Origin of the sequence: Halobacillus salinus, from assembly GCF_004684905.1 — a bacterium.
GTDB classification, from domain to species: Bacteria; Bacillota; Bacilli; order Bacillales; family Halobacillaceae; genus Halobacillus; species Halobacillus salinus.
This window is the reverse complement of sequence record NZ_SRJC01000005.1, coordinates 109,237-131,712: the sequence shown is the minus strand read 5'-3', so window position 1 is coordinate 131,712 and position 22,476 is coordinate 109,237. Positions and strand designations below refer to the sequence as shown.

The 22,476-nt window shown below is 45.3% G+C and carries 21 protein-coding genes; 4 read left to right on the top strand and 17 right to left on the bottom strand.

Annotated features, from left to right (window positions below; all coding sequences use genetic code 11):
• Window positions 1–96: 96 nt before the first annotated feature.
• Genes E4663_RS16230 through csaB form a run of 3 tightly spaced genes read left to right on the top strand, consistent with a single transcriptional unit; the run spans window position 97 to window position 3,385 of the window.
• On the top strand, window positions 97–828 hold the full coding sequence (locus tag E4663_RS16230; RefSeq protein ID WP_135328388.1) for a WecB/TagA/CpsF family glycosyltransferase: 732 nt from the start codon (window positions 97–99) through the stop codon (window positions 826–828).
• Complete coding sequence (locus E4663_RS16225; RefSeq protein ID WP_158290520.1) at window positions 825–2,351, top strand: putative polysaccharide biosynthesis protein; 1,527 nt, start codon at window positions 825–827, stop codon at window positions 2,349–2,351. The genes E4663_RS16230 and E4663_RS16225 overlap by 4 nt, the downstream gene beginning before the upstream one ends.
• A gap of 5 nt (window positions 2,352–2,356) precedes the next feature.
• A complete protein-coding gene (gene csaB / locus E4663_RS16220) occupies window positions 2,357–3,385 on the top strand; it encodes a polysaccharide pyruvyl transferase CsaB (protein ID WP_135328386.1) in 1,029 nt (342 codons plus the stop codon).
• Window positions 3,386–3,430: 45 nt separating this feature from the next.
• Here the strand turns inward: csaB and cysQ are convergent, their stop codons facing one another.
• The 16 genes from cysQ to manA form a co-directional block, all read right to left on the bottom strand.
• Window positions 3,431–4,216 (bottom strand): 3'(2'),5'-bisphosphate nucleotidase CysQ, encoded by a 786-nt coding sequence (cysQ, locus tag E4663_RS16215; protein ID WP_135328385.1) that lies wholly within the window; start codon window positions 4,214–4,216, stop codon window positions 3,431–3,433.
• 25 nt (window positions 4,217–4,241) lie between these two features.
• Entirely contained in the window at window positions 4,242–4,844 is a 603-nt protein-coding gene (gene cysC / locus E4663_RS16210; protein WP_135328384.1) for an adenylyl-sulfate kinase, read from the bottom strand.
• 12 nt (window positions 4,845–4,856) lie between these two features.
• Window positions 4,857–6,632, bottom strand: coding sequence for an SLC13 family permease (locus E4663_RS16205; RefSeq protein ID WP_135328383.1), 1,776 nt, complete (start codon window positions 6,630–6,632; stop codon window positions 4,857–4,859).
• A 15-nt stretch (window positions 6,633–6,647) separates the two neighbouring features.
• A complete protein-coding gene (sat, locus tag E4663_RS16200) occupies window positions 6,648–7,799 on the bottom strand; it encodes a sulfate adenylyltransferase (protein WP_135328382.1) in 1,152 nt (383 codons plus the stop codon).
• A gap of 121 nt (window positions 7,800–7,920) precedes the next feature.
• A complete protein-coding gene (gene galU, locus E4663_RS16195; RefSeq protein WP_135328381.1) occupies window positions 7,921–8,793 on the bottom strand; it encodes a UTP--glucose-1-phosphate uridylyltransferase GalU in 873 nt (290 codons plus the stop codon).
• A 24-nt stretch (window positions 8,794–8,817) separates the two neighbouring features.
• On the bottom strand, window positions 8,818–9,297 hold the full coding sequence (gene pssE, locus E4663_RS16190) for a PssE/Cps14G family polysaccharide biosynthesis glycosyltransferase (protein ID WP_135328380.1): 480 nt from the start codon (window positions 9,295–9,297) through the stop codon (window positions 8,818–8,820).
• Window positions 9,294–9,746, bottom strand: coding sequence for a PssD/Cps14F family polysaccharide biosynthesis glycosyltransferase (pssD, locus tag E4663_RS16185; RefSeq protein ID WP_135328408.1), 453 nt, complete (start codon window positions 9,744–9,746; stop codon window positions 9,294–9,296). The genes pssE and pssD overlap by 4 nt, the downstream gene beginning before the upstream one ends.
• Window positions 9,747–9,783: 37 nt before the next feature.
• Complete coding sequence (locus E4663_RS16180; protein WP_135328379.1) at window positions 9,784–10,866, bottom strand: glycosyltransferase; 1,083 nt, start codon at window positions 10,864–10,866, stop codon at window positions 9,784–9,786.
• A 10-nt stretch (window positions 10,867–10,876) separates the two neighbouring features.
• A complete protein-coding gene (locus E4663_RS16175; protein ID WP_135328378.1) occupies window positions 10,877–12,343 on the bottom strand; it encodes an O-antigen ligase family protein in 1,467 nt (488 codons plus the stop codon).
• 45 nt (window positions 12,344–12,388) lie between these two features.
• Window positions 12,389–13,894: a murein biosynthesis integral membrane protein MurJ gene (murJ, locus tag E4663_RS16170; protein ID WP_135328377.1), complete on the bottom strand. Its 1,506-nt coding sequence runs from the start codon at window positions 13,892–13,894 to the stop codon at window positions 12,389–12,391.
• 49 nt (window positions 13,895–13,943) lie between these two features.
• Window positions 13,944–14,909, bottom strand: a complete 966-nt coding sequence (locus E4663_RS16165) for a sulfotransferase family protein (RefSeq protein WP_135328376.1) — start codon at window positions 14,907–14,909, stop codon at window positions 13,944–13,946.
• 18 nt (window positions 14,910–14,927) lie between these two features.
• Complete coding sequence (locus tag E4663_RS16160; protein WP_135328375.1) at window positions 14,928–16,040, bottom strand: glycosyltransferase family 4 protein; 1,113 nt, start codon at window positions 16,038–16,040, stop codon at window positions 14,928–14,930.
• Between the two features lie 233 nt (window positions 16,041–16,273).
• Window positions 16,274–16,399: a hypothetical protein gene (locus E4663_RS20290; protein ID WP_277752123.1), complete on the bottom strand. Its 126-nt coding sequence runs from the start codon at window positions 16,397–16,399 to the stop codon at window positions 16,274–16,276.
• A gap of 304 nt (window positions 16,400–16,703) precedes the next feature.
• Entirely contained in the window at window positions 16,704–17,165 is a 462-nt protein-coding gene (locus E4663_RS16155; RefSeq protein ID WP_241657223.1) for an IDEAL domain-containing protein, read from the bottom strand.
• A 578-nt stretch (window positions 17,166–17,743) separates the two neighbouring features.
• Window positions 17,744–19,450, bottom strand: a complete 1,707-nt coding sequence (locus E4663_RS16150) for a phospho-sugar mutase (protein ID WP_135328374.1) — start codon at window positions 19,448–19,450, stop codon at window positions 17,744–17,746.
• Window positions 19,451–19,474: 24 nt separating this feature from the next.
• Entirely contained in the window at window positions 19,475–20,434 is a 960-nt protein-coding gene (manA, locus tag E4663_RS16145) for a mannose-6-phosphate isomerase, class I (protein ID WP_193554861.1), read from the bottom strand.
• A gap of 325 nt (window positions 20,435–20,759) precedes the next feature.
• Here manA and E4663_RS20090 point away from each other — a divergent pair, with 325 nt between their 5' ends.
• Entirely contained in the window at window positions 20,760–20,942 is a 183-nt protein-coding gene (locus E4663_RS20090) for a hypothetical protein (protein ID WP_135328372.1), read from the top strand.
• Between the two features lie 56 nt (window positions 20,943–20,998).
• Here the strand turns inward: E4663_RS20090 and E4663_RS16135 are convergent, their stop codons facing one another.
• Window positions 20,999–22,402 carry a sucrose-specific PTS transporter subunit IIBC gene (locus E4663_RS16135; RefSeq protein WP_135328371.1) on the bottom strand — a complete coding sequence of 468 codons (1,404 nt, stop codon included), beginning with the start codon at window positions 22,400–22,402 and terminating at the stop codon, window positions 20,999–21,001.
• Window positions 22,403–22,476 lie beyond the last annotated feature (74 nt).

Below are 22,476 nucleotides of genomic sequence, written 5' to 3'. Positions count from 1 at the left end.
AGATAGAAAAATGGGATAAACCATATGGTTTATCCCATTTTTTATGGTATATTAGCAAGTGTATAGAAGTGAAATACAAAAGGAGCCTTACAGCGAATGAAGCAAGTTAACATTATGGGCATTCCCTTTGCATGCGTCCAGCATAAGGCGCTGATCAAGCTGCTGGATGAACACATCATGCGAAACGAAAAGTCATTTGTGATCACCGCTAATCCCGAGATTGTCATGCAAGCCCATGATGATTCGGATTATATGAGTCATTTACATAGAGCGAATTATATTACTGCAGACGGAATCGGAATTGTAAGAGCCTCACAGCTTCTCAACAATCCCCTTCCCGAGCGCGTCACAGGTTTCGATCTAATGATTGACCTGTTAGAGATCGCTAATATCAAAGGATACAAGATTTTCTTACTAGGAACTTACGAGGATGCTCTCACACGTGTGATAGAGAATATCCGCCACAATTATCCGAACATCGAAATCGTCGGCGTTCATGACGGATACTTCGCTATGGACGATTTATCAGTAAGTAAGAAAGTGAAAGAAGCAGACCCTGATTTGACCTTCGTCGGTCTCGGTGTACCGAAGCAGGAGAGGTGGATTTCTCAGAATATCGATTATTTCGATAAGGGAATTTTCTTGTGTGTCGGAGGAAGTCTCGATGTCATCGCAGGAGACGTCAAGCGTGCACCTGTCTCTTGGCAAAAGTACAATGTGGAATGGTTGTACCGTCTACTGAGTCAGCCGAAGCGCTGGCGCCGAATGACATCTCTTCCACGATTCGTCGTCCAAATCATCAAGAAAAGGTTGAAACGCACATCATGACGCGAAGACAACTTATTAGAAGTACATTGGTATTGTCCCTGGCTGCACTTATTTCTAAGGCACTAGGGGCATTTTTTCGGATTCCTTTACAAAATATCGCAGGCGATGAAGTTCTCGGGCTATTCAATATGGTCTATCCTTTTTATATGATCGCTTTGTTCTTATCTGTAGCTGGTATCCCCGTGGCGCTATCGAAGCTTATCGCGGAATCTAGACAGAATAAAGACTCAGAACAGATAAGAGACCTGTTCCACACAGCCAGGATGATTGCGATTGTCTTCGGTATTCTCAGTTGGTTGACCCTATTCTTACTGAGTGGGCCTCTTAGTAAGTTGTTCGGAGAGCCTGATGCGAAACTATCCATCATGATTGTATCGTTTACGTTATTACTCGCCCCGTTCATGGCTGTTTACAGAGGATATTATCAAGGATTTGAAGACATGACTCCAACTGGGGTGTCGCAGGTTTTGGAACAAACCGCAAGAGTCTTCCTTTCCTTAGGAGTGGCCTACGTCTTAGTACAAATGAATGCTGGATATGAAACGGTAACCGCCGGAGTAATGGCTGGAACGATCATCGGGGTGCTAGTTTCGTTCTTTTATTTATGGAGCAAGAAGCAGGCTCCTGATTTCTCTATCAGAAGACTTCCCTTTAAGAAGCTACGGCATCAAAGTCGAACGATTTTAGCCATTTCCCTACCAATCGCATTTGGTTCATTGACACTCGCTTTGATGAACGTAGTCGACTCGTTGACCATTCCTTATGTATTGAATGTGCAGGGGAAAGAAGATGCTACATATTTGTACGGACTATACGGCCGTGGGATTGTATTAGTGCAAGTGGCGACGGTCTTTGCTGCATCGGTGGTCTTGCCATTGATTCCGTCCGTATCTAAGCGTCTTGTCGACCATCAATACGACAAAATTAGCAAGACGATTCGAAAAGCGCTGACTTACACACATTTGCTCTCATGGCCAGCGGGTATCGGATTGCTTGTTTTAAGTGTTCCATTGAATATAGCGTTATTCACAAACTCCGAACAAAGTGGTGTTCTTGCCGTCATCGTTATCAGCTCTATCTTCATGTCGTTTTCCATCTTAGGAACCGGGATCCTTCAAGGACTCGGTAAGCCTTGGATTGCATCGATTATCGTATTCGGTGCCGCTCTTCTTAAGACGGGATTGAACATAATTGGTGTTTATTCGATTGGACTCCTCGGAGCCGCCTTAGCGACGTTAGTTCTATTTATGTTACTGCATGTAGCCAATCGAATCGTGATTCAGCGGACGATCACCGTCCCTTCAACCGGTGACGGATGGAAAGCAGTCATCAGCAGTATCATGATGGGGGCACTTATCGGCCTTCCGCTCCTTTGGGTGAATGTGTATGAATGGAGTCGGCTTGAGTCGATGCTTTACAGTACGGGCGCCATTTTCATCGGAGCCGTCGTGTACGCCGCTCTGCTTGTTTTATTCAAAGTGAAAGAGATACAGCCATACCTTGCGAAATGGAAAAGGAGGTAACAACCATGCATCTTGTCTTATCAGGTTATTACGGATTTCACAATTCTGGAGATGAAGCGATTCTCCGTTCTATCATTGAGCAACTACGTGAACTGCATCCTACCATTCGATTGACGGTGTTGTCTGCCGATCCTGTTCACACAAACAAGACATATCAGGTAGAGGCTGTCGACCGTTGGAAGCCATCTCTTGTCTTGCGAACAATCCGGAAAGCGGATGGTCTCTTAAGCGGAGGTGGGAGCTTGCTGCAAGATGTGACGGGGCTCCACTCTCTTCTTTATTACACCTCCATTATCCAGGTTGCTAAATGCTTTGGTAAGCCGGTGTTTGTTTATGCGCAAGGAATGGGACCTTTTCAACGGACGATCAGCAGGAAAGTTGTGAAGTTCGTGCTTGGACGGAATGTGAAGCTTACCGTTCGCGACGAAACTTCTTCTAATTTATTGAAGGAAATCGGCATTTCCTCTCCTATCGAAGTTGTGCCGGACCCTGTTGTTAGTTGGATGCCTCCTTATGTTCCTAAGAAAGATAATGTCATTACTGTAAGCGTAAGAGATTGGCCGGATAGTCATACTAGCTTCCAGGAACTCGCTCGAACGTTGGACATGTTTGTTAACGACGGATACGAGATTGTATTCGTACCCATGCACGGGAAGGGTGACGAAACGTGCTCCACAAGAATCGCTTCCATGATGAGAAGTGAAAGTATCATCCTTCCCTCCTCTCTATCAACGGAAGATAAGCAAAAGGCCATTGGTTCTTCCCGTCTTCTAATTGGGATGCGGCTGCACGCATTGGTGTTCGCTGCTGTCTCAGAGACACCGTTCGTCGCCCTTTCTTATGATCCGAAAGTGGATGCATTTGCTAATGCCTGCCGTCAGCCTACTGCTGGTCATATCAATCAAAAAGACTGGGACCATCTATCGTTACGAGAAACCGTCTTGCGCTCGATGGAATTAAAGCCAGATATCACTCATCTACAGGAGCAGGCACTGGATACAGCTGCGATGGCTATCGAATACTTCCAATCATAAAAAAAGCCGTACCCTTCTCGATCGGAGAAGGGTACGGCTTTTTTATTATCGTTTGGCTAGTAACCAAGGATTCTTTAGAATTTCTTTGTTATAGGATAGTGGCGTATCCGTTTCTTCCCCTGAATCCAGGACCGTGTTCACTACGCCTCCCGAACATTCCACAATTGCTTGTCCGGCAGCGGTATCCCACTCCATAGTAGGGGCGAAGCGAGGATAGTAGTCCGCTTTCCCTTCAGCAACAAGGCAAAGCTTCAGAGAACTACCCGCTGAAATCGTATCGACTTGATCATAGGTTTCTCCTAAGGTCGAAATGAATGCTTCCGTCTCCTCTGACATGTGAGAACGACTAGCGACAACATTCGCTTTCGTAGCTTCGGGTTGCTTTAATGGAAGTGATTGAGGATTTCGATTCCCTTCTTTCAAAACGCCAGAAACTTTATAAGCCCCTTTACCTGTCTCCGCAACGTATAGGTCATCTAGTGCAGGTGCATAGATCACTCCAGCTGTAGGACGACCATCCTCTATCAGAGCGATATTAACCGTGAACTCTCCGTTCTTCTTGATGAATTCTTTCGTCCCATCAATCGGATCGACCAGCCAGAAACGGTCCCACTGCTTGCGGTCTTCATAGGCGATGCCCTTCCCTTCTTCACTCAAAACCGGAATGTCCGGCGTGTGCTCCTGAAGCACGGACTTGATAATTTCATGAGAAGTTTGATCGGCAATTGTAAGTGGAGATTCGTCTTCTTTATATTCGACTTCAAAATCCGTTTCGTAAATGTCCATGATTTTACGTCCCGCTTCTAAAGCTGCTTGAATTACAAATTGCATGTCCAGTCCTCCAGACGTGATACTTTTAGGCATCGATATAGTCGTTCTCGCGGAGATAGTTGATGACGGATGCTACGGATTCCTCCAACGTCTGTTGGTCCGTTTCAACGACTAATTCTGGTGCATTCGGCTCTTCATACGGAGCATCGATACCTGTGAAACCACTGATTTCACCCGAACGTGCCTTTTTGTACAAGCCTTTCGGATCACGCTTTTCCGCTTCTTCAAGGGAACATTTCACGTACACTTCGATGAATTCTTTCTCATCCATCAGTTCTCTTACTTCGTCGCGGTCTTCACGGTATGGAGAAATGAAAGCTGTCAACGTTACAAGTCCTGCATCGCTCATCAGATTTGCCACTTCACCGATACGACGGATGTTCTCTTTACGATCTTCTGGACTGAAACCAAGATTCTTGTTCAGACCGTGGCGCACGTTGTCTCCATCCAAACGGTAAGAGTGAATATTGGATTCGTAGAGTGCTTTTTCTACTTCTACGGAAAGAGTAGATTTACCAGAACCAGATAATCCTGTGAACCAGATGACAGGGCTCTTGTGTCCTTTTTGTTTCTGACGAGCTTCTTTCGTTACTTTGGAATCGTGCCATGTTATATTTGTAGATTTCATATTGTTAACCTCCTATAATACCCAAAAATATACGATTGAGACGGTTGTTGCCATAACAATGAGGGTTAATGGGAACCCTACTTTGACATAGTCCTTGAATCGATAACCACCTGGACCATAGACAATCAGATTCGTTTGATAGCCAATTGGTGATAGGAAACTTGCAGAAGCTGCTACGGCAATTAACAACGCAATACCCATCGGGTTCATGTCGCTTCTAGCAGCCACCTCAAGCCCTATCGGCAGCATGATGACAGCGGCAGCATTATTCGTAATCAACTCCGTCAAAGCATTCGTCATGAAGTAAACGGCAATTATTACTGCTAACAGACCGAATGGTGCTAAACCATCAACAAGACGGGAAGCTAACCATTCTGCCGTGCCAGTCAATATGATGACATTCCCTATACCAAGTGCACTTGCGATAAGCAGTAAGACTTGGAACTGGACGGATTGTTTCGCTTCCGTCGGAGTCATCATTCTCATGATTAACATGATACCGACCGCGATGACCATCCCTTGGAAAATACTGAGCACTTGAAACGTCACTAAGCCGATCATAAGTGTCAGAAGTCCAAGTGAAATCCAACCCTCCCGCTCGTTCTTATATACATTTTCTCTTTCAATCGGTGTTGCTACATAGAAATCGCGATGTTCATGAGGAGTGCGGTTGAATTTTTCCCCTGTAACTAGGAGAAGTATATCTCCCGCTTTCGGTCTGATATCACCGATTTTCCCTTCGACTCGCTCATCATTTCGGTGAACCGCCAGTACTCCGGCATCGTAACGATCACGGAAGCGACTTTCCTTGATTGTTTTGCCGATTAAGTTCGACTGATAAGATATCACTACTTCTTGTACAGAATTCCGTTTGTTCTTCAACTTCTCAAGCGACAAATCTGTTCCTGTATCCAGCATCAAACCTTTACGGTTCTGCAGTTCTGCTATCGTGGAAATCATACCTGTAAAGATAAGACGATCTCCATCGTGAATAACAGTTTCCGGTGTGACTGGGCTAATCAAATCTCCTTCTCGGAAGATTTCAATTAAATAAAGTCCTTTGAGGTTACGAAGTGAGGCTTCTTCAATCGTCTTGCCGATATACGGAAAATCTGATTGAACGACCAGTTCACTCAAATAATCCTTCGTATTCTCATTAACCTTTTCAATTAAACTTCTATGATCTGGGAGCACTTTCGGCCCTGCCAGCACTAGATATAGGAGCCCCAAACATGTAATTGGGAGACCGACGATAGCTAGCTCGAAGAAGGAGAAACCTGCTAAGCCGTTGTCTAGCAATAGGCCATGAATCACCAAGTTCGTCGATGTACCCATCAACGTAATCGTTCCGCCGAGAATCGATGCATACGAAATCGGAATCAAAAATTTAGACGGTGATACGTCATGGTCTGATGCCCACTTACGCACAATCGGCGTCAATGTTGCTACAATCGGCGTATTGTTGAGAAAAGCCGACAAGACGGAAATCGGAACGAGTAACCTTGAGAGTGCACCACGGTTCGACTTCGCTTTTCTGAGGAAATACGTAATGAACCGTTCTACCAGTCCACTCCGTTCAAACACACTCGCAATAATGAAAAGGAGAGCAATCGTAAAGACGCCCTCATTGGAAAAGCCGACAAGCGCCTCCTCTGTGGAGACGACGCCGAGCATGATGAATAAAAACAAAGCAAAGAATACTAAAAGATCTGGCCGGGCAATTTCAAAAAATAACCCGACCAGCATCAGTAAGATAATAAAGATGACTAAAAACATCTCGAATGTCATGAGTGGCTCCTGCCTTTAGTTCTTCATTCCTTTGATCAGAACATCCGCTACCTCAGGACGAGAGAATTCTTTCGGTGGACGCTCGCCGTTACGTAGAAGTTCACGGACTTTCGTACCACTTAAGTGAACGTGGTTTTCTTTATCGTGAGGGCATGTCTTTGCAGAAGCCATGTTCTCACAAACGGTGCAGTAGAAAGCGTGCTCGAACTTGAAGATACCGATACCAAGTTCATCTTCGTACTGACTGATAAGTTCCTGTGCATCGTAAGTGCCGTAGTAGTCGCCTACACCAGCATGGTCACGACCGACGATAAAGTGCGTGCAACCGTAGTTCTTACGTACTGTCGCGTGAAGGATCGCCTCACGTGGTCCCGCATAACGCATCGCAGCTGGATAAATGACAAGACGTACACGATCATCTACGTAATAGTTCTTCAGAATTGTTTCGTAACTCTCCATACGGACATCAGCAGGGATATCATCAGACTTCGTTTCCCCTACCAACGGATTCAACAATAGACCGTCGACTGCTTCTAGGGCTGTCTTCTGGATGTGCTCGTGTGCACGGTGAACCGGGTTACGTGTTTGGAAACCGACAACTGTCTTCCAACCAAGGTCCGCGAACAGCTGACGCGTCTCTGCTGGATCTAGGTAATAATCTTCGAATTGACCGTGGCTTGGACGATTGACTAGTGTAATCGGTCCGCCAAGGTAGACGTTGCCTTTTTCGAATACTTTCTTCACACCAGGGTGTGCCTCGTCTGTTGTTCCATAGACGTTTTGTGCTTCTTTCTCTTTATCGTAACGGTATTTCTCTTGTACTTCGATGATACCGTAAGTAATACCGTCTTCACCTTTAAGCGCTACTTCTTCACCGACTTGTACTGTCTCCGCTTCTTCTTCTGTTACAGGAAGCGTGATCGGAATACTCCAAACCGTTCCGTCAGCTAGGCGAAGTTCTTCCACGACGCGTGTATAATCTTTCTCGCTCATGAAACCTTGTAGTGGGCTGAAGCCACCGATACCGATCAATTCCAGGTCAGATACAGCCCAGTTAGAAACGGTAAGTTGCTTTAACGATTCTGCTTTTTGCTTTGCTGACTCATCAACGCGGTTGATCAGTTCGCCACCGTGTGCAGAAATGGTTTGTTGTTTTAAATTCGTCATACGATAGAACCTCCATTACATTATGTTTTCTATTTTGAGTAAATATTATATCTAGATCCCACAAGGATTCTTGAGGTCATTGTAACACTTGTTGACTTGCTTTACAGCGTAAAAGGGAAATTTAGGCTCTTTCCAGTTTATCGCTTAGCAAACGCAGAACTTCTTCTCGAAGATCATCTCTACGGAGTGCAAAATCGAGCGTAGCGTCAATCAATCCTAGCTTGTTCCCGATATCATAGCGATGCCCTTGGAATTCGTGGGCAAGAACTTTCTGATTGTGCAGCAACTCTTTGATTGCATCCGTCAATTGAATCTCATTCCCTGCTCCAGGTGGAAGAGACTCGAGGATATCAAAGATTTCAGGGGTCAATACGTAGCGTCCCATGATCGCCAGGTTAGATGGCGCATCTTCTAAATCAGGCTTCTCGACTAAGTCTTCTACTTCTGTCGAACCACCTTCAGCGTATCCCTTAGGAGAAACGATACCATAGCTCGGCACCTTCTCATCAGGTACCGTCTGAACGCCAACAACCGAGCACTGTTCTTCGTCGAACACGTTGATTAATTGCTTCAAGCACGGTTCATCAGAATAAACGATGTCATCGCCTAACAGAATGGCAAACGGTTCGTTGCCGATGAACTGTCTCGCACATAGAATCGCATGTCCCAGACCAAGCTGTTCCTTCTGTCTGACGTAGTGGATGTTGGCCAAGTCAGATATGTACTTGACTTCTTCCAAACGGTCATACTTTTCTTTCTGAGCAAGCTTCTCTTCAAGTTCATACGATTTATCGAAATGGTCTTCAATCGCTCTCTTTCCACGGCCGGAAATAATCATAATGTCCTCAATTCCGGATTCAACTGCTTCTTCTACAATGTATTGGATTGTCGGTTTATCCACAACGGGCAGCATTTCTTTCGGCTGGGCTTTCGTAGCTGGTAAGAAACGGGTTCCGAGGCCTGCCGCTGGAATAATAGCTTTTTTTACTTTCACATCGGCACTTCCTTTCCAAGAGAATTAAAGATTATCGATATAATCTTCCAGCATGTCGATCATTTGCTGTTTTCCGGAAACAAATGGCTCCGGCTCGAAGTCTTCTACTGCTTCGATAGCATCTTTCAAACTTTTACCTTCTCCCCAACTCAAGATGTGCCCCTTCTCTTCAAAGACATCGACAAGTTGAAGCTGGTGGTCATCATTGTGTTCCCCGTATTTTTTCAGACGGGAAACGGCAATGACTTTCTTCCCTTTCTTGAGGGCCGTCGTGACAGATCCTGTGCCGGCATGCGTAATGACCAGCGACGCCTCTTCGAACAGCTTGTCCATTTCCGGATAGGACATGAACGGACGCATCTCCATCACGTCAGAAGAATAATCCGTGTTTCCGTTCTGAACGATGATTTCGTCTTTGATGACACCTGATTTTTTCAGAGATTCAACTTCTTCAAGCAACCTGTAAAAAGGGAGTTCATGTGTACCAAGTACGACTAGTATCAATAGATCGACCCTCCATTCACGGCTTTCGGATAGACTTTCTTCATCGACTCCCATTGCACGACGAACAAGTCTGCAATGGGATAAATCAGTTTACCAGAAAGGTTCGGTGACGATGTTTTTGCAAAGCTTTCAATGTAAATCACCTTTTTCCGGAACAACTTAGCGATGTAGCACATTGGCACGGCCGTGTGGGCGCCAGTCGTAATAATGACATCCGGACGATGTTTCAAGAATAGAAAAAGGGATTTGATAATATTGAAAGAGAATTTAAAAATGTATTTAATTGGATAGTTCCGGGCTCCATACGTCAAGAAGGAGACCGGGTGATCGTGTTTCATTTCTTTAGTTATTTCCGTTTTCTCAGTGACAAGATGATACTCATATTTCGAAAAGAGAGGCTTTAATTGGAGAAGTTGCGTTAAATGACCCCCGACTGAGGAAATCAACATGAGTTTTTTATCTTTTTTCACAATCTGTCACTCCAATCTACTCGTATAACATTTCCAAACGTTTCAGTAAGTGTTTGTGATCATGTTGAGACGCAACCGCCTCGCCATTCTCCACATAAAGTTTACGTTGTTTTTCGTTCTGCATCACGTTCATTATACCATTCTTAAGCGCCTCAGGATCCTTAGGCGGTACTAGTTCACCCGCTTGATCAGCCAAGACGACCGATAGACCACCTACGTCGGTTCCGACAACCGGTGTATGGCAAGCCATCGCTTCGAGAGCTACCAGTCCAAGTCCTTCCATATGAGACGGGAGGACGAACAAATCGGCTGCTGACATCCATCTGGACAGTTGCTTCTGAGGTACAGAGTCGCGGAAGTGAACGCCCTTGATTTCATCACGTTCGACTGTCTCCACTAGTTCCTCTTTGAAAGCTGGTTCCTTCACTTCACCAATCAGATGAAGCTGAACCTTTTCAGAAGAAAGACCTTTATATGCTTCCAGCAATTCAGCAATCCCCTTCGCCCTGATAATGTTTCCGACATAGAGAATGTGGAAATCTTCTTGATCAAGGTTCAAATCCTGCTTCGCCTGCTGCTTTGGCACAGGCTTAAAGACCTCTCTGTTCACGCCCATGCTCATGACTTCAACTTTATCTTCCTTAACACGGAAATCTGCTACTATGTCTTGCTTTAATCGTTCCCCGACAGCCACAACACCATCCGCTTCCTGTAAGGCTCGCTTCGTCTGGTTAAAAATAAACGCATTCTTTCTGGCCATCCTGTCGATGTCCCCGCCATGCGCCGTGACGATGAGTTTCGCTTTCGAAAACTTCTTCATCAATCTAGCGAGCATGCCGCTCGGGAACACATAGTGCGCATGGATGACGTCGTACTTACCTCGTCTAAATAGGAAAGTGAACAGGAATTGAAGCAGCCATGAGAGATACTTTCTTATGACATACTTCTTCCCCATTCTTGGGTCATTTATAGCTACAACATCGACTTGATGCCCATTTTCCCGCAGTGAAGCCACTTGATTGTGGACAAAAACGCCGAATGTCTTGCTTAATGGACCGGGATACATATTCGTAATGACACAAATGCGTTTAGTACTCATATAATCTCCCCTAATATCCTTCAGTTTTCAGACTGTGGAGCGTACGTGCATGTAACAGAAAGGCGAGCATCGGGAAGAAGAACAGGGTGAAGACGTCCATCTCCCAAATGTTATACACCATCCCAGCAGCAAACGCCCCGAGCAGCACACTGACCATGACGGAAGAGAAGTGACTGTTGTTCTTGTGTTCCTTTGCCGTTCTGTAAAGCATGTGCAGCAAATATACAGCAAATAATAGAACCCCGATGGCACCAGTTTGTACGATAATCTGGATGTACTGGTTATCCGAATAGAAACGGCGTTCGATTTCATAGTCTTCGTAAATCGGTGAACCATATGAGAGGGTCGCAGAATCTCCAAATGTTGCAAATCCAGTACCCACAATCGGATGGTCCTGATAAATATCAAAGCCTTTGTTGACGATATACAATCGACCTAACGCCCGGCTCGACTCCAATTCTTCTTCATCAAACGTTCCGCGCAAACGATCACCCAAGGATTCGTTCGATCCTTCAATTTGACGCTTTTGCTTCTGTTCTGTTCCGAAGTTCGACCCTTCCACATACGCCGTGATCATATTCGTCGGAAGTCCGATTAAGACGATTCCAGCTACGAGAACGACTGCCCAGTGCACGAACCGCTGCCAATTTCTCGTCATGATCAAATAGACAACCATCGCTACTCCGAGAGCGATGTATGTTCCTCGTGAATACGTCAGGAACCATACACCCATAATGGCAACAAGGGTAATATTCAAGAAAATCTTCATGTAACGGGAACCGAGTATTTGGTCTTTCAAGTGCACAATAGCAAGGTAGCTAAAGGATAAATAAACGGCCAACATGTTGGGGTTTCCAACCAAGCCATAGATGCGTCCTGCGTTCTTCGGCGAAAGCCCTAAATCAACCCATGATTGAGGAAGGAACAAGGTTCTCAAGGAAAGCTTTTCGACTAGTCCTTGAATGACGATGGCGATCGATGTGATTAACACAAGCCATGCGGCACGCTTGATATCCTCCTGAGAAACCTTGATTCGTTTCACAATATAGTAAAGCAGATAGAATAAGACGAATGCTCTAATTTGAAAGATAATCGCTGTGATCGATACGTCATTGAAGAACGCAACGACTGCACCGATTGCAAGAAATCCGAAATAAGCATATTCGAACCATTCGAACTTGAATAGCGACTTCCAATCTTTACGGTACCAATAAAACACTTTCAATAGAGAAAACAGGATGATAATATCCCCTATCCCTTTTAAAGCCGGGTTAAACTCTATGAGGAAATTCCGTACAGGGAAATACAGAAACAAAAAGGCCAGCGCTGCTTTGGTATTCCATAAAGCAAACAGACCAAAGCCCAACGTAATAGCCAGTCCGACGATTTGATTGTCGAATGCCGCTCCAATGACAAGGGCGAGGATGGATAACGGGATAAATAGATACTCTTTGTTGCTAAGCGACACGTTGCTCACCTTACCTTTTCTATAATCATATTTCGGGTAAGAGGAAGACAGATTCTATCTCCCTCTGAATTTATCAATTATCACTGTTGTAGTATGTGTCCTTAGGGCAAGGATGACTACTGTGTAGATGATGGCACCGATCAAGCTGATGACAACGATGAACAACAACGGTGCCCAGGAACTGAACAATGGCCCCAGCAATAGGAGACCTGCCACCATGGCTCCGGTTGCGACGAGGATTTTACCGTACTCGACCGCGATGAACTTCAGATTAAGCCCGCCGATCAGCCTCAGTAACAGTAGGAAAGAACCTCCTACATAAACGCCTCCCATGACTGAGGAAGCAAGCGGAATACCAAGGTACCCCATCCACTGGGTGAACACATAGTTGAATACAGCGTTCAACACGATAGCGACTCCGCCGATCACCAGGATGAGATGGCCTTTCTTAAGCGAGTAGAATCCTTTGTTGATGACGTTATGAAGACTGAAAAAGAATACGGATCCTGCATAGTAATACGCAACATAAGTTGTCGCTTCGGATGCTTCCCCGCTGAATTGTCCGCGTTCGAACAGCACTTCCACTATTTCAGGCATCAAGAACATCATGCCTGACAGTGCAGGTGCCAAGATAAAGAACATCGTGTTCATTCCTTGTTCGATGCCTCTTTTGAACAGTTTCTGGCTACCGTCCGCTGCCGCTTTCGACAATAACGGGAAGATGATCATTCCGATTGTCATGCCGATCATCGCCTGTGGGAACTGGACGAGGTGGCGGGCATAGTTGATATAACTGATCGTGCCTGCCCCGAAGTAGCCAGCGAAGACATTATCAACCGTCAAGTTGATCTGCCCTACCGCTACAGTGAGCGCGACTGGTACAAAGACGATATAGAAGTCTTTCACTTCTTTGAAATCGAGTCGTGCTTTCAGACGCGGGAACTGGCGGCTCCAAAGCAGGAACACTTTCACTAATAGCGATAATATCGCACCGATTAAATAGCCGTACGCCATCGAATAGACGCCCAGTTCCTCTGCGAAAAACACAGGTCCTAATACGGAGAAAGCGACGACGATGACTTGCGTCAACACAGCAAGCGCAAACCGCTTCTGCGAATCGAAATACGCCTCGAGAACGGAGTTCAACGCGACAAACAGAACAGAAATGAAGAAGATGACTGTCGTTATGACAGCAATTTGTTCTGTTTCCGGACTGAACTCAGGGTAAAGAAGCGGAATAACAACACCGGCAGTCCCTGCGCCGAGAATCGTAATCAACAGGCTGATCCAGAACGTCCCAGTGAAAACTTGGTTCATATGGTGGCGTCCCTGTCCCTGTTGCTCAGCTTCTATGTAGCTCGGCACAAAGGAGTTCTTCATTCCGATGCTGAAAAACAAAAAAAGCATGTTCGGAATTGTGAAAGCAGCCAGGAAAGCACCTGCTGCTTCACCGTCCCCGAAGTAATAGGCCAAGACGACGTCCCGGCCCAGTCCTGATACTTTCAATACTAATGTCGCTAGTAGAAAAAGAATACTGGCAATTCCTAGATTTCTCTTCATGCATAATCCTCGCTTACATCTTGCTGATGATGTTTAGGTTGATAGCTTATCATTGATATTGCAATTGCTGCAGTCTTGTCGAGCACAGTTCCTGCACCTTCACCTGGTCTGGCTCCGACATTTGACGTTTCCATTTACCGATGGAACTGTCGTTGATCGGTTTATGCAGGTTGGTATGGTGAGCTTGGTCGGCATCTCCCAGTTGGTCGAGGCCCTTGTTGTTATCAAGCATATCCTCTTTAAACTCCAAGCCAAGGAATGAACAGATTTGCCTCATTTCACGCTCTGGATAGCGAACCAGGTCTTCGTAGTGCACTTCATGGTATCGCTCATGGCCTACTTTTCGACCGAAGTTACGTGCGATATCGATACTCAAATTCCATCTTCTAGCCGCTTTATCGACGTCGTCGTAGAGCCCAGCGTTCACATAGGAATTCACGACATCCCGTCCATCACGGATGATATGGATGAACTGACTCTGTTTATAGACTTGATTGATTGGTCCGAGAGAGAATGTGTTGATCGGTGTTTTGTCACCCCAGCGTGTAGCTTCAGGCTTTTTCACTGATGCATAGTGCATATAGAACAAGTTCAACAATGTTTCCAAATTCCGCTCTTCAGCAGGCAGACGGATCGCCTTCTGATAGAAGGGCTGCAAATCGATGCCCCACATCGAGAAGCCATGGTGTCTCTCAAATACCGAGCAGAACACGCCGCACAAGTCTTCCCATTCCATGAAACGATACATTTTGAATTTGCGGATCACTTCCCCTAAAACGAAACTCTCCGGTGGAATAACAATGCTATCGTCTTTCGTAAGCATCGTACGAAGAAGTGTATTCCCGGAACGTCCGGAACCGATTACGAAAAATGGGTCGTGCTGATCCTTCTTCGAATTGACAGGGTGGGATAACGTGACGGTGTTCTTCGCCACTTTCCCCCAGTCATAGACGGAATGGAGAATCGGATATTTTCTGGACTTCTGTTCTGCCCAGTCGCGTACATTGGATTTCATAACTCAACGTATCCTTTCCTATTGTTCTTGTTTGGACTTTTCTTCTTTTTTATTGCGTTTCTCTGAAGATGGTAGAGATTTGGTGACCATATCGATAAGTGGTCGTTTTCCTTTCTGAACGACACCCGTCATTTCTGCGAACAAATGCAAAAGAATCAAAATAACTACTGTAATCCCTAGTGAGACGATAAATGGTGTAAGGGAGAACAAGATTGCTAACACCCCGAACAACGCACTGAATCCGTAAATGATCAGAACAGTCGCTCTATGGCTGAATCCAGCGTTCAAGATTTGATAGTGGATGTGCTTGTTGTCCGGCATCATGATCTTCTGTTTGTTGATCATGCGGCGCAGGATCGAGAACAAGGTATCAAACAACGGAATCGCAAGAACGATGACGGGGATGATGAAGCTGAATAGCGTCACATTCTTAAACAGTCCTACTGTTGATATCATTGCCATCGAGTATCCTAAAAATAACGAACCTGTATCCCCCATGTAAATACTAGCCGGGTTGAAGTTATGGAACAGGAACCCGATGTTACTGCCGATCAAGATGACACATAGATAGAAGATCGCAATCTGCGGTTCGATTGCCAACGCCATCACGGCGATACTTAATAAGGAAATAGTCGTGACACCGGTCGCCAGCCCGTCCAGGCCGTCTATCAAGTTGATCGCATTCGTAATACCGATAATCCATAGCACTGTTACAACGAACCCTAGCACCCCATTCAATTGAATGATTCCGATGAACGGGATACTGACGAAGTCGATTGTCACGCCTGCTATGACCGGAATCAACGTTGCCATCAACTGACCAGTCAATTTGATAATTGGTCGTACTTGATAACGGTCATCTAAAAGACCCGTTAATACGATGATTACCCCACCGACTGCAATCCAAATGAAATTCGGAATATCAGGCCTCACAACAATAAGACCCGCTACAACACCACCGAAAATAGCCAAACCGCCCATCCTCGGTGTAATCTGTGTATGAATCTTTCTTTCTTCCGGATGGTCCATCATCCGCCATTTTTTTGCAAGTTTTATTACGGGAAAGACCAGCACGTAACTGACGATCAAAGAAACCACCAGTCCGAGGGTCATATTCAGTCCTATATTCATAAAATCTATTCACCAACTTTTAAGTTTCATAGGCTTACATTATATCACAGGAGTATCAGCGTAGCATGTTAATCCTCGTTACATTCACGTTTCAAAACGCGCTAGTTTTACATAGATATTACACTTATTTTAAGCGCTGAAACAGGATATTTAACCCAGTTCCCTTATCTATCTCTCTTTAATCTGAATGGTATGATTTCAAACTAAACAAAAATAAGAGCCTTCTACGGCTCTTATTTTTCGACATGAGACATATCTAGTTTTGTAATCAGTTCATTAATGACTTCTTGGGACGTGTTCAACTCGGAATTCTCTGTTTGGCTGATGATATTCTCCAGCAATTCTTTTAAGCCTTCCATAGCTCCTCCTTCTAATCGGGAACAATCGACTTCTAAACACTTTATTCGCAAACTGTCAGAGCTTTGTGACTGTTCTTGTATGTAAACCAGAAACTACCATTCGACTTCAAAACCTATCAAAGTGACTGAATTTTCTATACGTAATTCCAAAATACAACATTTTATACATAAATACAACAATTATTAAAAGTTTACCTCTCTTTTTTTTGCAAGTTATGAAAGATTATTAACTTAATAGGTAGTAACTACTTGCAAACGCACAAAAAAATCCCATGGCATGATATCCACGGGATTCGCTCTTCTATCAAGAATGCGAGGACTGTTGTCTATTTAAGTTATTCCATAGATTCGTCAGCACTTCGAACGATTCACGGTCTTGCTCATCAATAGAGCGATCAATCAAGCGGCGCAAGTTCTCTTTCTCCAGCTGTACAATGATTTCCTTCGCTTCCTCCATACTTTCCTGCCCTTCTAGTTGTTCATCGTCGTCATAGTAAGGAGACACAATCGAATCAAGATGAGTGATGAATTCTGGAATGGCTAATAGGTCGGCGACCGAAACGTACACGATCTTCTTCTCTCGTTGGAAAACGAAAATATCAAATACGTTATGAACACGTTTCCGGCTTCTGTCTACGATGATTTCTCTCGACTCCATCGGGACGAATTGATACAACTCTTGATCAATGAATAATGAAAAATACTGGTAGGCTAACACGACTCGAATAAAGCGTTTATCTTCCTTGACGTAGTACGGCTTCAACATCTTTATGTTCAGCAAATTGGCCCACCCTTTCATTAAATCTGAATTTTCAGTATTTTATTCCATTATGGCTGATTTGGTAACGAATTGAAAGTCTTTTCTGAGATTCCGCGCTTTCAATTTCGTCTCAATCCTGACATGTTGGGAAAAGGAATTTTGATTTGTTTCCTCTTTAATTCCCTCATCTCCCTTAATGAAACTATTATGATGATTTTCGGGTGGGTATTGGTGTATTCTATGTCGAATCGGAGCTTCTTGGGTAGGCGATTTAATGCTTATTTACTTATTTAATTATGGAGTATGGTTCTGTTACAAGTTAGGTTTACAGTGGTGTGAAAAACATCTCCCTTTCCGCGGCGGACGCCGAGCTACCTCAGGCTTTGCCTTCGGGGATCTCGCCGTTGTCCGTGCATCCCGCAGGAGTGTCGATGTTTTCCACACCACTGTGCTATAAATTTCAAGAACAGAACCTAGCTTTATCAGATTAGCAAAAGTGGCCACTATTTTTATGAGACAAAATAACCAACTACCTTTAAGAATAAATAAAAAGACTCCAACGCAATGCGCTGGAGTCTTTTTTATTAGATCAGTGCGTGCAGTCGTTCGTTGACTGTGGACTTCAGTGAGGCAAGCAGGTCGTCGCTTGCTTGTTTGGAGTCAGTTTTCACGCCGTAATAGAATTTGATTTTCGGCTCTGTTCCAGATGGACGGAGGCAGAACCAACAATCGTCTTCCAAGATGAACTTCAATACGTTCGATGTTGGAAGGTCGATTTCTTCTTGCGTACCTTCTTGAACATAGTGACGCTTCGTAGTCGCATAGTCTTCGATAGAGATGACTTTCTTGCCACCGACTTCTTTGATGTCCGCCTCGCGGAAATCATCCATGATCTTCTTGATCGTGTCTGCTCCTGATTTCCCTTCAAGCTTCACAGAATGAAGGTCTTCTAAGAAGTAACCATGTTTTTCATATAGATCGTTCAATGCATCAAGGAGCGTCTTCCCTTGGTTCTTCCAGTGAGCAGCTACTTCTGCGATCAACACGGCAGCTTGGACGGCGTCCTTGTCACGCGCGAAGTCTTTTACAAGGTAGCCGTAGCTTTCTTCGTAACCGAACAGGAAGCTGTATTCGCCTGTTTCTTCATACTCACGGATTTTCTCTCCGATGAATTTGAACCCTGTCAATGTATCCAGCGTTTTCGTATTATGCGCATCAGCGATGACGCGACCGAATTCGGACGTTACGATCGTTTTGATCAATAGTCCATTATCTGGTAGATTCGTAGACTGTTCCAAGATGTAGTCGAGCATCAAAGCACCCGTCTGATTTCCTGTTAGTACTTTGTATTCACCGTTCTCATCCGGTACTGCTACACCTAGGCGGTCCGCATCCGGGTCTGTCGCCATCAGTAGGTCAGCACCGATTGCTTTACCTTGATCGATTGCTACAGCAAACGCCTGGTGTTCTTCCGGGTTCGGCGACTCGACGGTCGAGAACTCTGGATCCGGCTTCGCTTGTTCTTCGACGATGTGCACTTGTGAGAAACCGATCTGTTTTAGACCTTTCTCGACTAGGTCACGCGCCGTACCGTGAAGTGGTGTGAACACAAGCGAGATATCCTTCTTAACTTCCGGCTGGATGGAGACCGTTTTCAGTTTCTCCATATAAGCAGCATCGACTTTTTCATCGATCCAGTTCAACAGACCGGACTGCTCCAGTTCTTGTTGATCTGCTGCTTCGACGTTCAGTTCGTCTTCCACTTTGTTTACGAAGTCGATCATAGATGCCGCTTGTTTAGGTGGAAGCTGACCTCCGTCTTCGTTGTAGGCCTTGAATCCGTTGTATTCCGGTGGGTTGTGGCTTGCAGTGACTACTACTCCCGCTGCAGTCTGTAAATGACGGACCGCAAATGAAAGCTCAGGTGTAGGTCTTAGCGAAGTGAATACGTAGGACGGGATACCGTGATGCCCTAGCACACGTGCCGTTTCGACAGCGAACTCTTTTGACATGTAACGGGAGTCATAAGCAATTGCTACGCCGCGCTTCGACAACCCTTGATCGTTTACATAGGAAGCTAGTCCTTCTGCTGCTTTTCTTACTGTGTAGATGTTCATGCGGTTCGTACCAGGTCCGAGTTTGCCTCTCATGCCACCTGTTCCGAATTCCAAATCTTTATAAAAAGCGTCTTCTAATGATTGTTCGTCCTTCTCGATGGTAAGGAGTTCATCCGCCAACTTACTATCTAACTCCGTAAACGCTTTCCATCGATCATATTCTTCTTTCCACATGTACATCACTCCTGTTCTGTTTTGTTAGGCTTTATTAGAATGAGAGACAATCAATTTTGCTTGTCCCTTCAATTGAAATGAATCCATTGTTGCTGGGATGATGAAATGATCTCCTTTTTCTATGGAGAACGTTTTGCCATCTGTTACGACTTCTCCCTCTCCTTCGAGGACACTCATCAATTGGTAGGTTTCTGTCTTCAAATCCTGACTCGTTCCATCAAGGGTCCAGTGATAAACCGAGAAGTATGTCTCTTCTGTCAGAGTTTCTTTACGCAGTCCCGCTTCTAAGCTATGAGTACGCTCGATTGCAGGATCCTCGTGAGGTGTGTTCGTCACCTCAAGCGACTTCTCCAAGTGAAGTTCACGCTTCTTGCCATCGCTCCCGACACGATCGTAGTCATAGACACGGTACGTGATATCTGAGCTTTGCTGGGTTTCGAGGATTTGAATACCTGCTCCGATTGCGTGGATCGTACCACTCGGAACGTAGTAGAAGTCTCCAGGTTGAACCGGAATTCTACGTAAAAGGCTCTCCCATTCTCCATTCTCCACCATTCGCTCTAATTCCTGTTTATTTTTGGAATGATGTCCAAAAATAATTTCCGCGCCAGGCTCACAGTCGATGACGTACCAGCATTCGGTCTTCCCGTAGTTCTGGTTTTCTACTTCGCGGGCATATGTATCATCAGGATGGACTTGCACGGAAAGATCCTTCTTCGAATCGAGGATTTTGACGAGCAAAGGAAATTCTTCCCCTGATTCATTCGCAAATAATTCGCGATTGTCCTCCCACGCTTCTTTCAACGTCTTCCCTTCCAGTGCACCATTCTGAATGACGTTCGGTCCATTAGCGTGGCCGGAAATGCACCAAGCTTCTCCTGTCTGTTCAGACGGGATGTCATAGCCGAACTTATCACGGAGTGCGGTGCCTCCCCATATACGTTCTTTCATTTCTGGTTGTAAGAATATCGGTTCTCTATAGATGGTCTCTACCTTCTTTCTATGGTGAATTCTTACATGAATTGTATCATATTTTTATCATTATATTTGCCTATATTTATGAAATGGTAATAAGTCATTGTTAGAAACTTAAACTTGCAGGTTAAGAGAATGGTTCTGTCTCACTCGTTAAGTGGATAGCGGGGTGGGAAACGACTCTCTTTCCGCGGCGGACGGTGAGCTACCTCAGGCTATGCCCTCGGGGATCTCACCGTTGTCCGTGCATCCCGCAGGAGTATCGCCTTTTCCCACCCCACTTTACGAGAAATAGAGAAACAGAACTTATCTATCTTGTATCATTTTCTTTCTAATGAGCAAAAGCAGAATCAACCAACTAGAGCGTAGGCAACATACGCAGACTCCTGTGGGAACAGCACGAGGTGAAGACCCCGAATCAAAGCGTTCTTTGCTTTGTGAGGAGGCTGAGGCCGTGCCCGCGGAAAGCGAAGTATGTTGCCGGAGCGGAGCGATGCATGTACATATGACGGCATAAACAAAACCCGAACTAACCGTTCGGGTTTTGTAGTAAATACATTCTATTAGATTACCTTATTTTTTCTCTAACATCTTATCATCGTAACCGAATGCCCACGTCAATCCGAACGCTACACCAATCGCGATGGCGTTAGCAAGGAAGTAGAGTACGAGTGAGAAGATCGGGTCGAGATACAGTAGCATCCCTGGAATAACGGTTATCGCCATACCAGAAGCTGTGATGTTCATAATCGCTGCAGCGAATCCTCCTGCTGCTCCTCCGATCAGTCCCATTACGAATGGTTTTACGTAACGGAGGTTGACACCGAAGATTGCTGGTTCCGTGATGCCTAGGAACGCTGACAGTGCAGATGGCAGTGCCAATGCTTTCATTTTCTTCGCTTTCGTTTTCAGTCCAACGGCTAGCGCTGCGCCACCTTGAGCTGCGATCGCAGCTGTGATCAGTGGGTTGAAGGCGTTCTCACCCATACGCTCTAGAAGCTGAATCTCAAGCAAGTTGAAGATGTGGTGGACACCAGTGATAACGATGACTTGGTGAAGTCCACCGATGATCAGACCACTAAGTCCGAATGGCAAGTCCAATACAAATAGTGTCGCAGAGAAGATACCATTTTCTACTATGTGGAAGATTGGTCCGATGACGAACAAGCCTAATGTAATCATAATCAATAGTACTAAGAAAGGCGTCAGAATCAAGTCGAGCGCTTCCGGCACCCGTTTCCGTAATCCTTTTTCAAGCTTGGCACCGACGATACCGGCGATGAACGCTGGCAGAACGGAACCTTGATAGCCGATGACTGGGATAAAGCCTAGGAACATGATCGGTTCGACTTCACCGCCAGCTGCTGCCCATGCGTTCGGCAAGGCTGGCGACACGAGCATGAGCCCGAGTACTATACCGAGAATCGGACTGCCCCCGAACACTTTGAATGTCGACCAAGCGACGAGTGCTGGTAAGAAGATGAACGCGGTGTCCGTCAGAACCTGGGTAAACAGAAGGAAGTTCTCCGAAATGTCATCAGGTGTAAGTCCGATTAGAGCAAGAATTTCAGGTTGTGTCACGAGACCACGTAGTCCCATGAACAGACCCGTTGCAACTAGGGCTGGGATAATCGGTACAAAGACGTCACCGAATGTACGGATCCAGCGTTGGAATACGTTGCCCTGCTGTTTCGTCTCCTCTTTCATTTCCGATTTCGATTTGCCCTCGATATCAAGTTTCATGACCTCTTCGTACATTTTGTTAACAGTACCTGTACCAAAAATGACTTGAAGCTGTCCTGAGTTGTAGAAAGCTCCCTTCACTTTATCCAGTTCTTCAATCGCGGAGATATCCGCCTTTTCTTTATCGTGCAGCATAATCCGAAGACGCGTCGCACAGTGGGCTACAGAAGCTACGTTATCCGCTCCACCCGCTGCCTCAATGACCTGTTTTGCAATAGTTGAGTTGTCAGCCATCTGTCCATTCTCCTTTCTGATTGTGGTGTAAACATGTAATCGATTACACATCAGTTGAAAATAATAGCGTAATC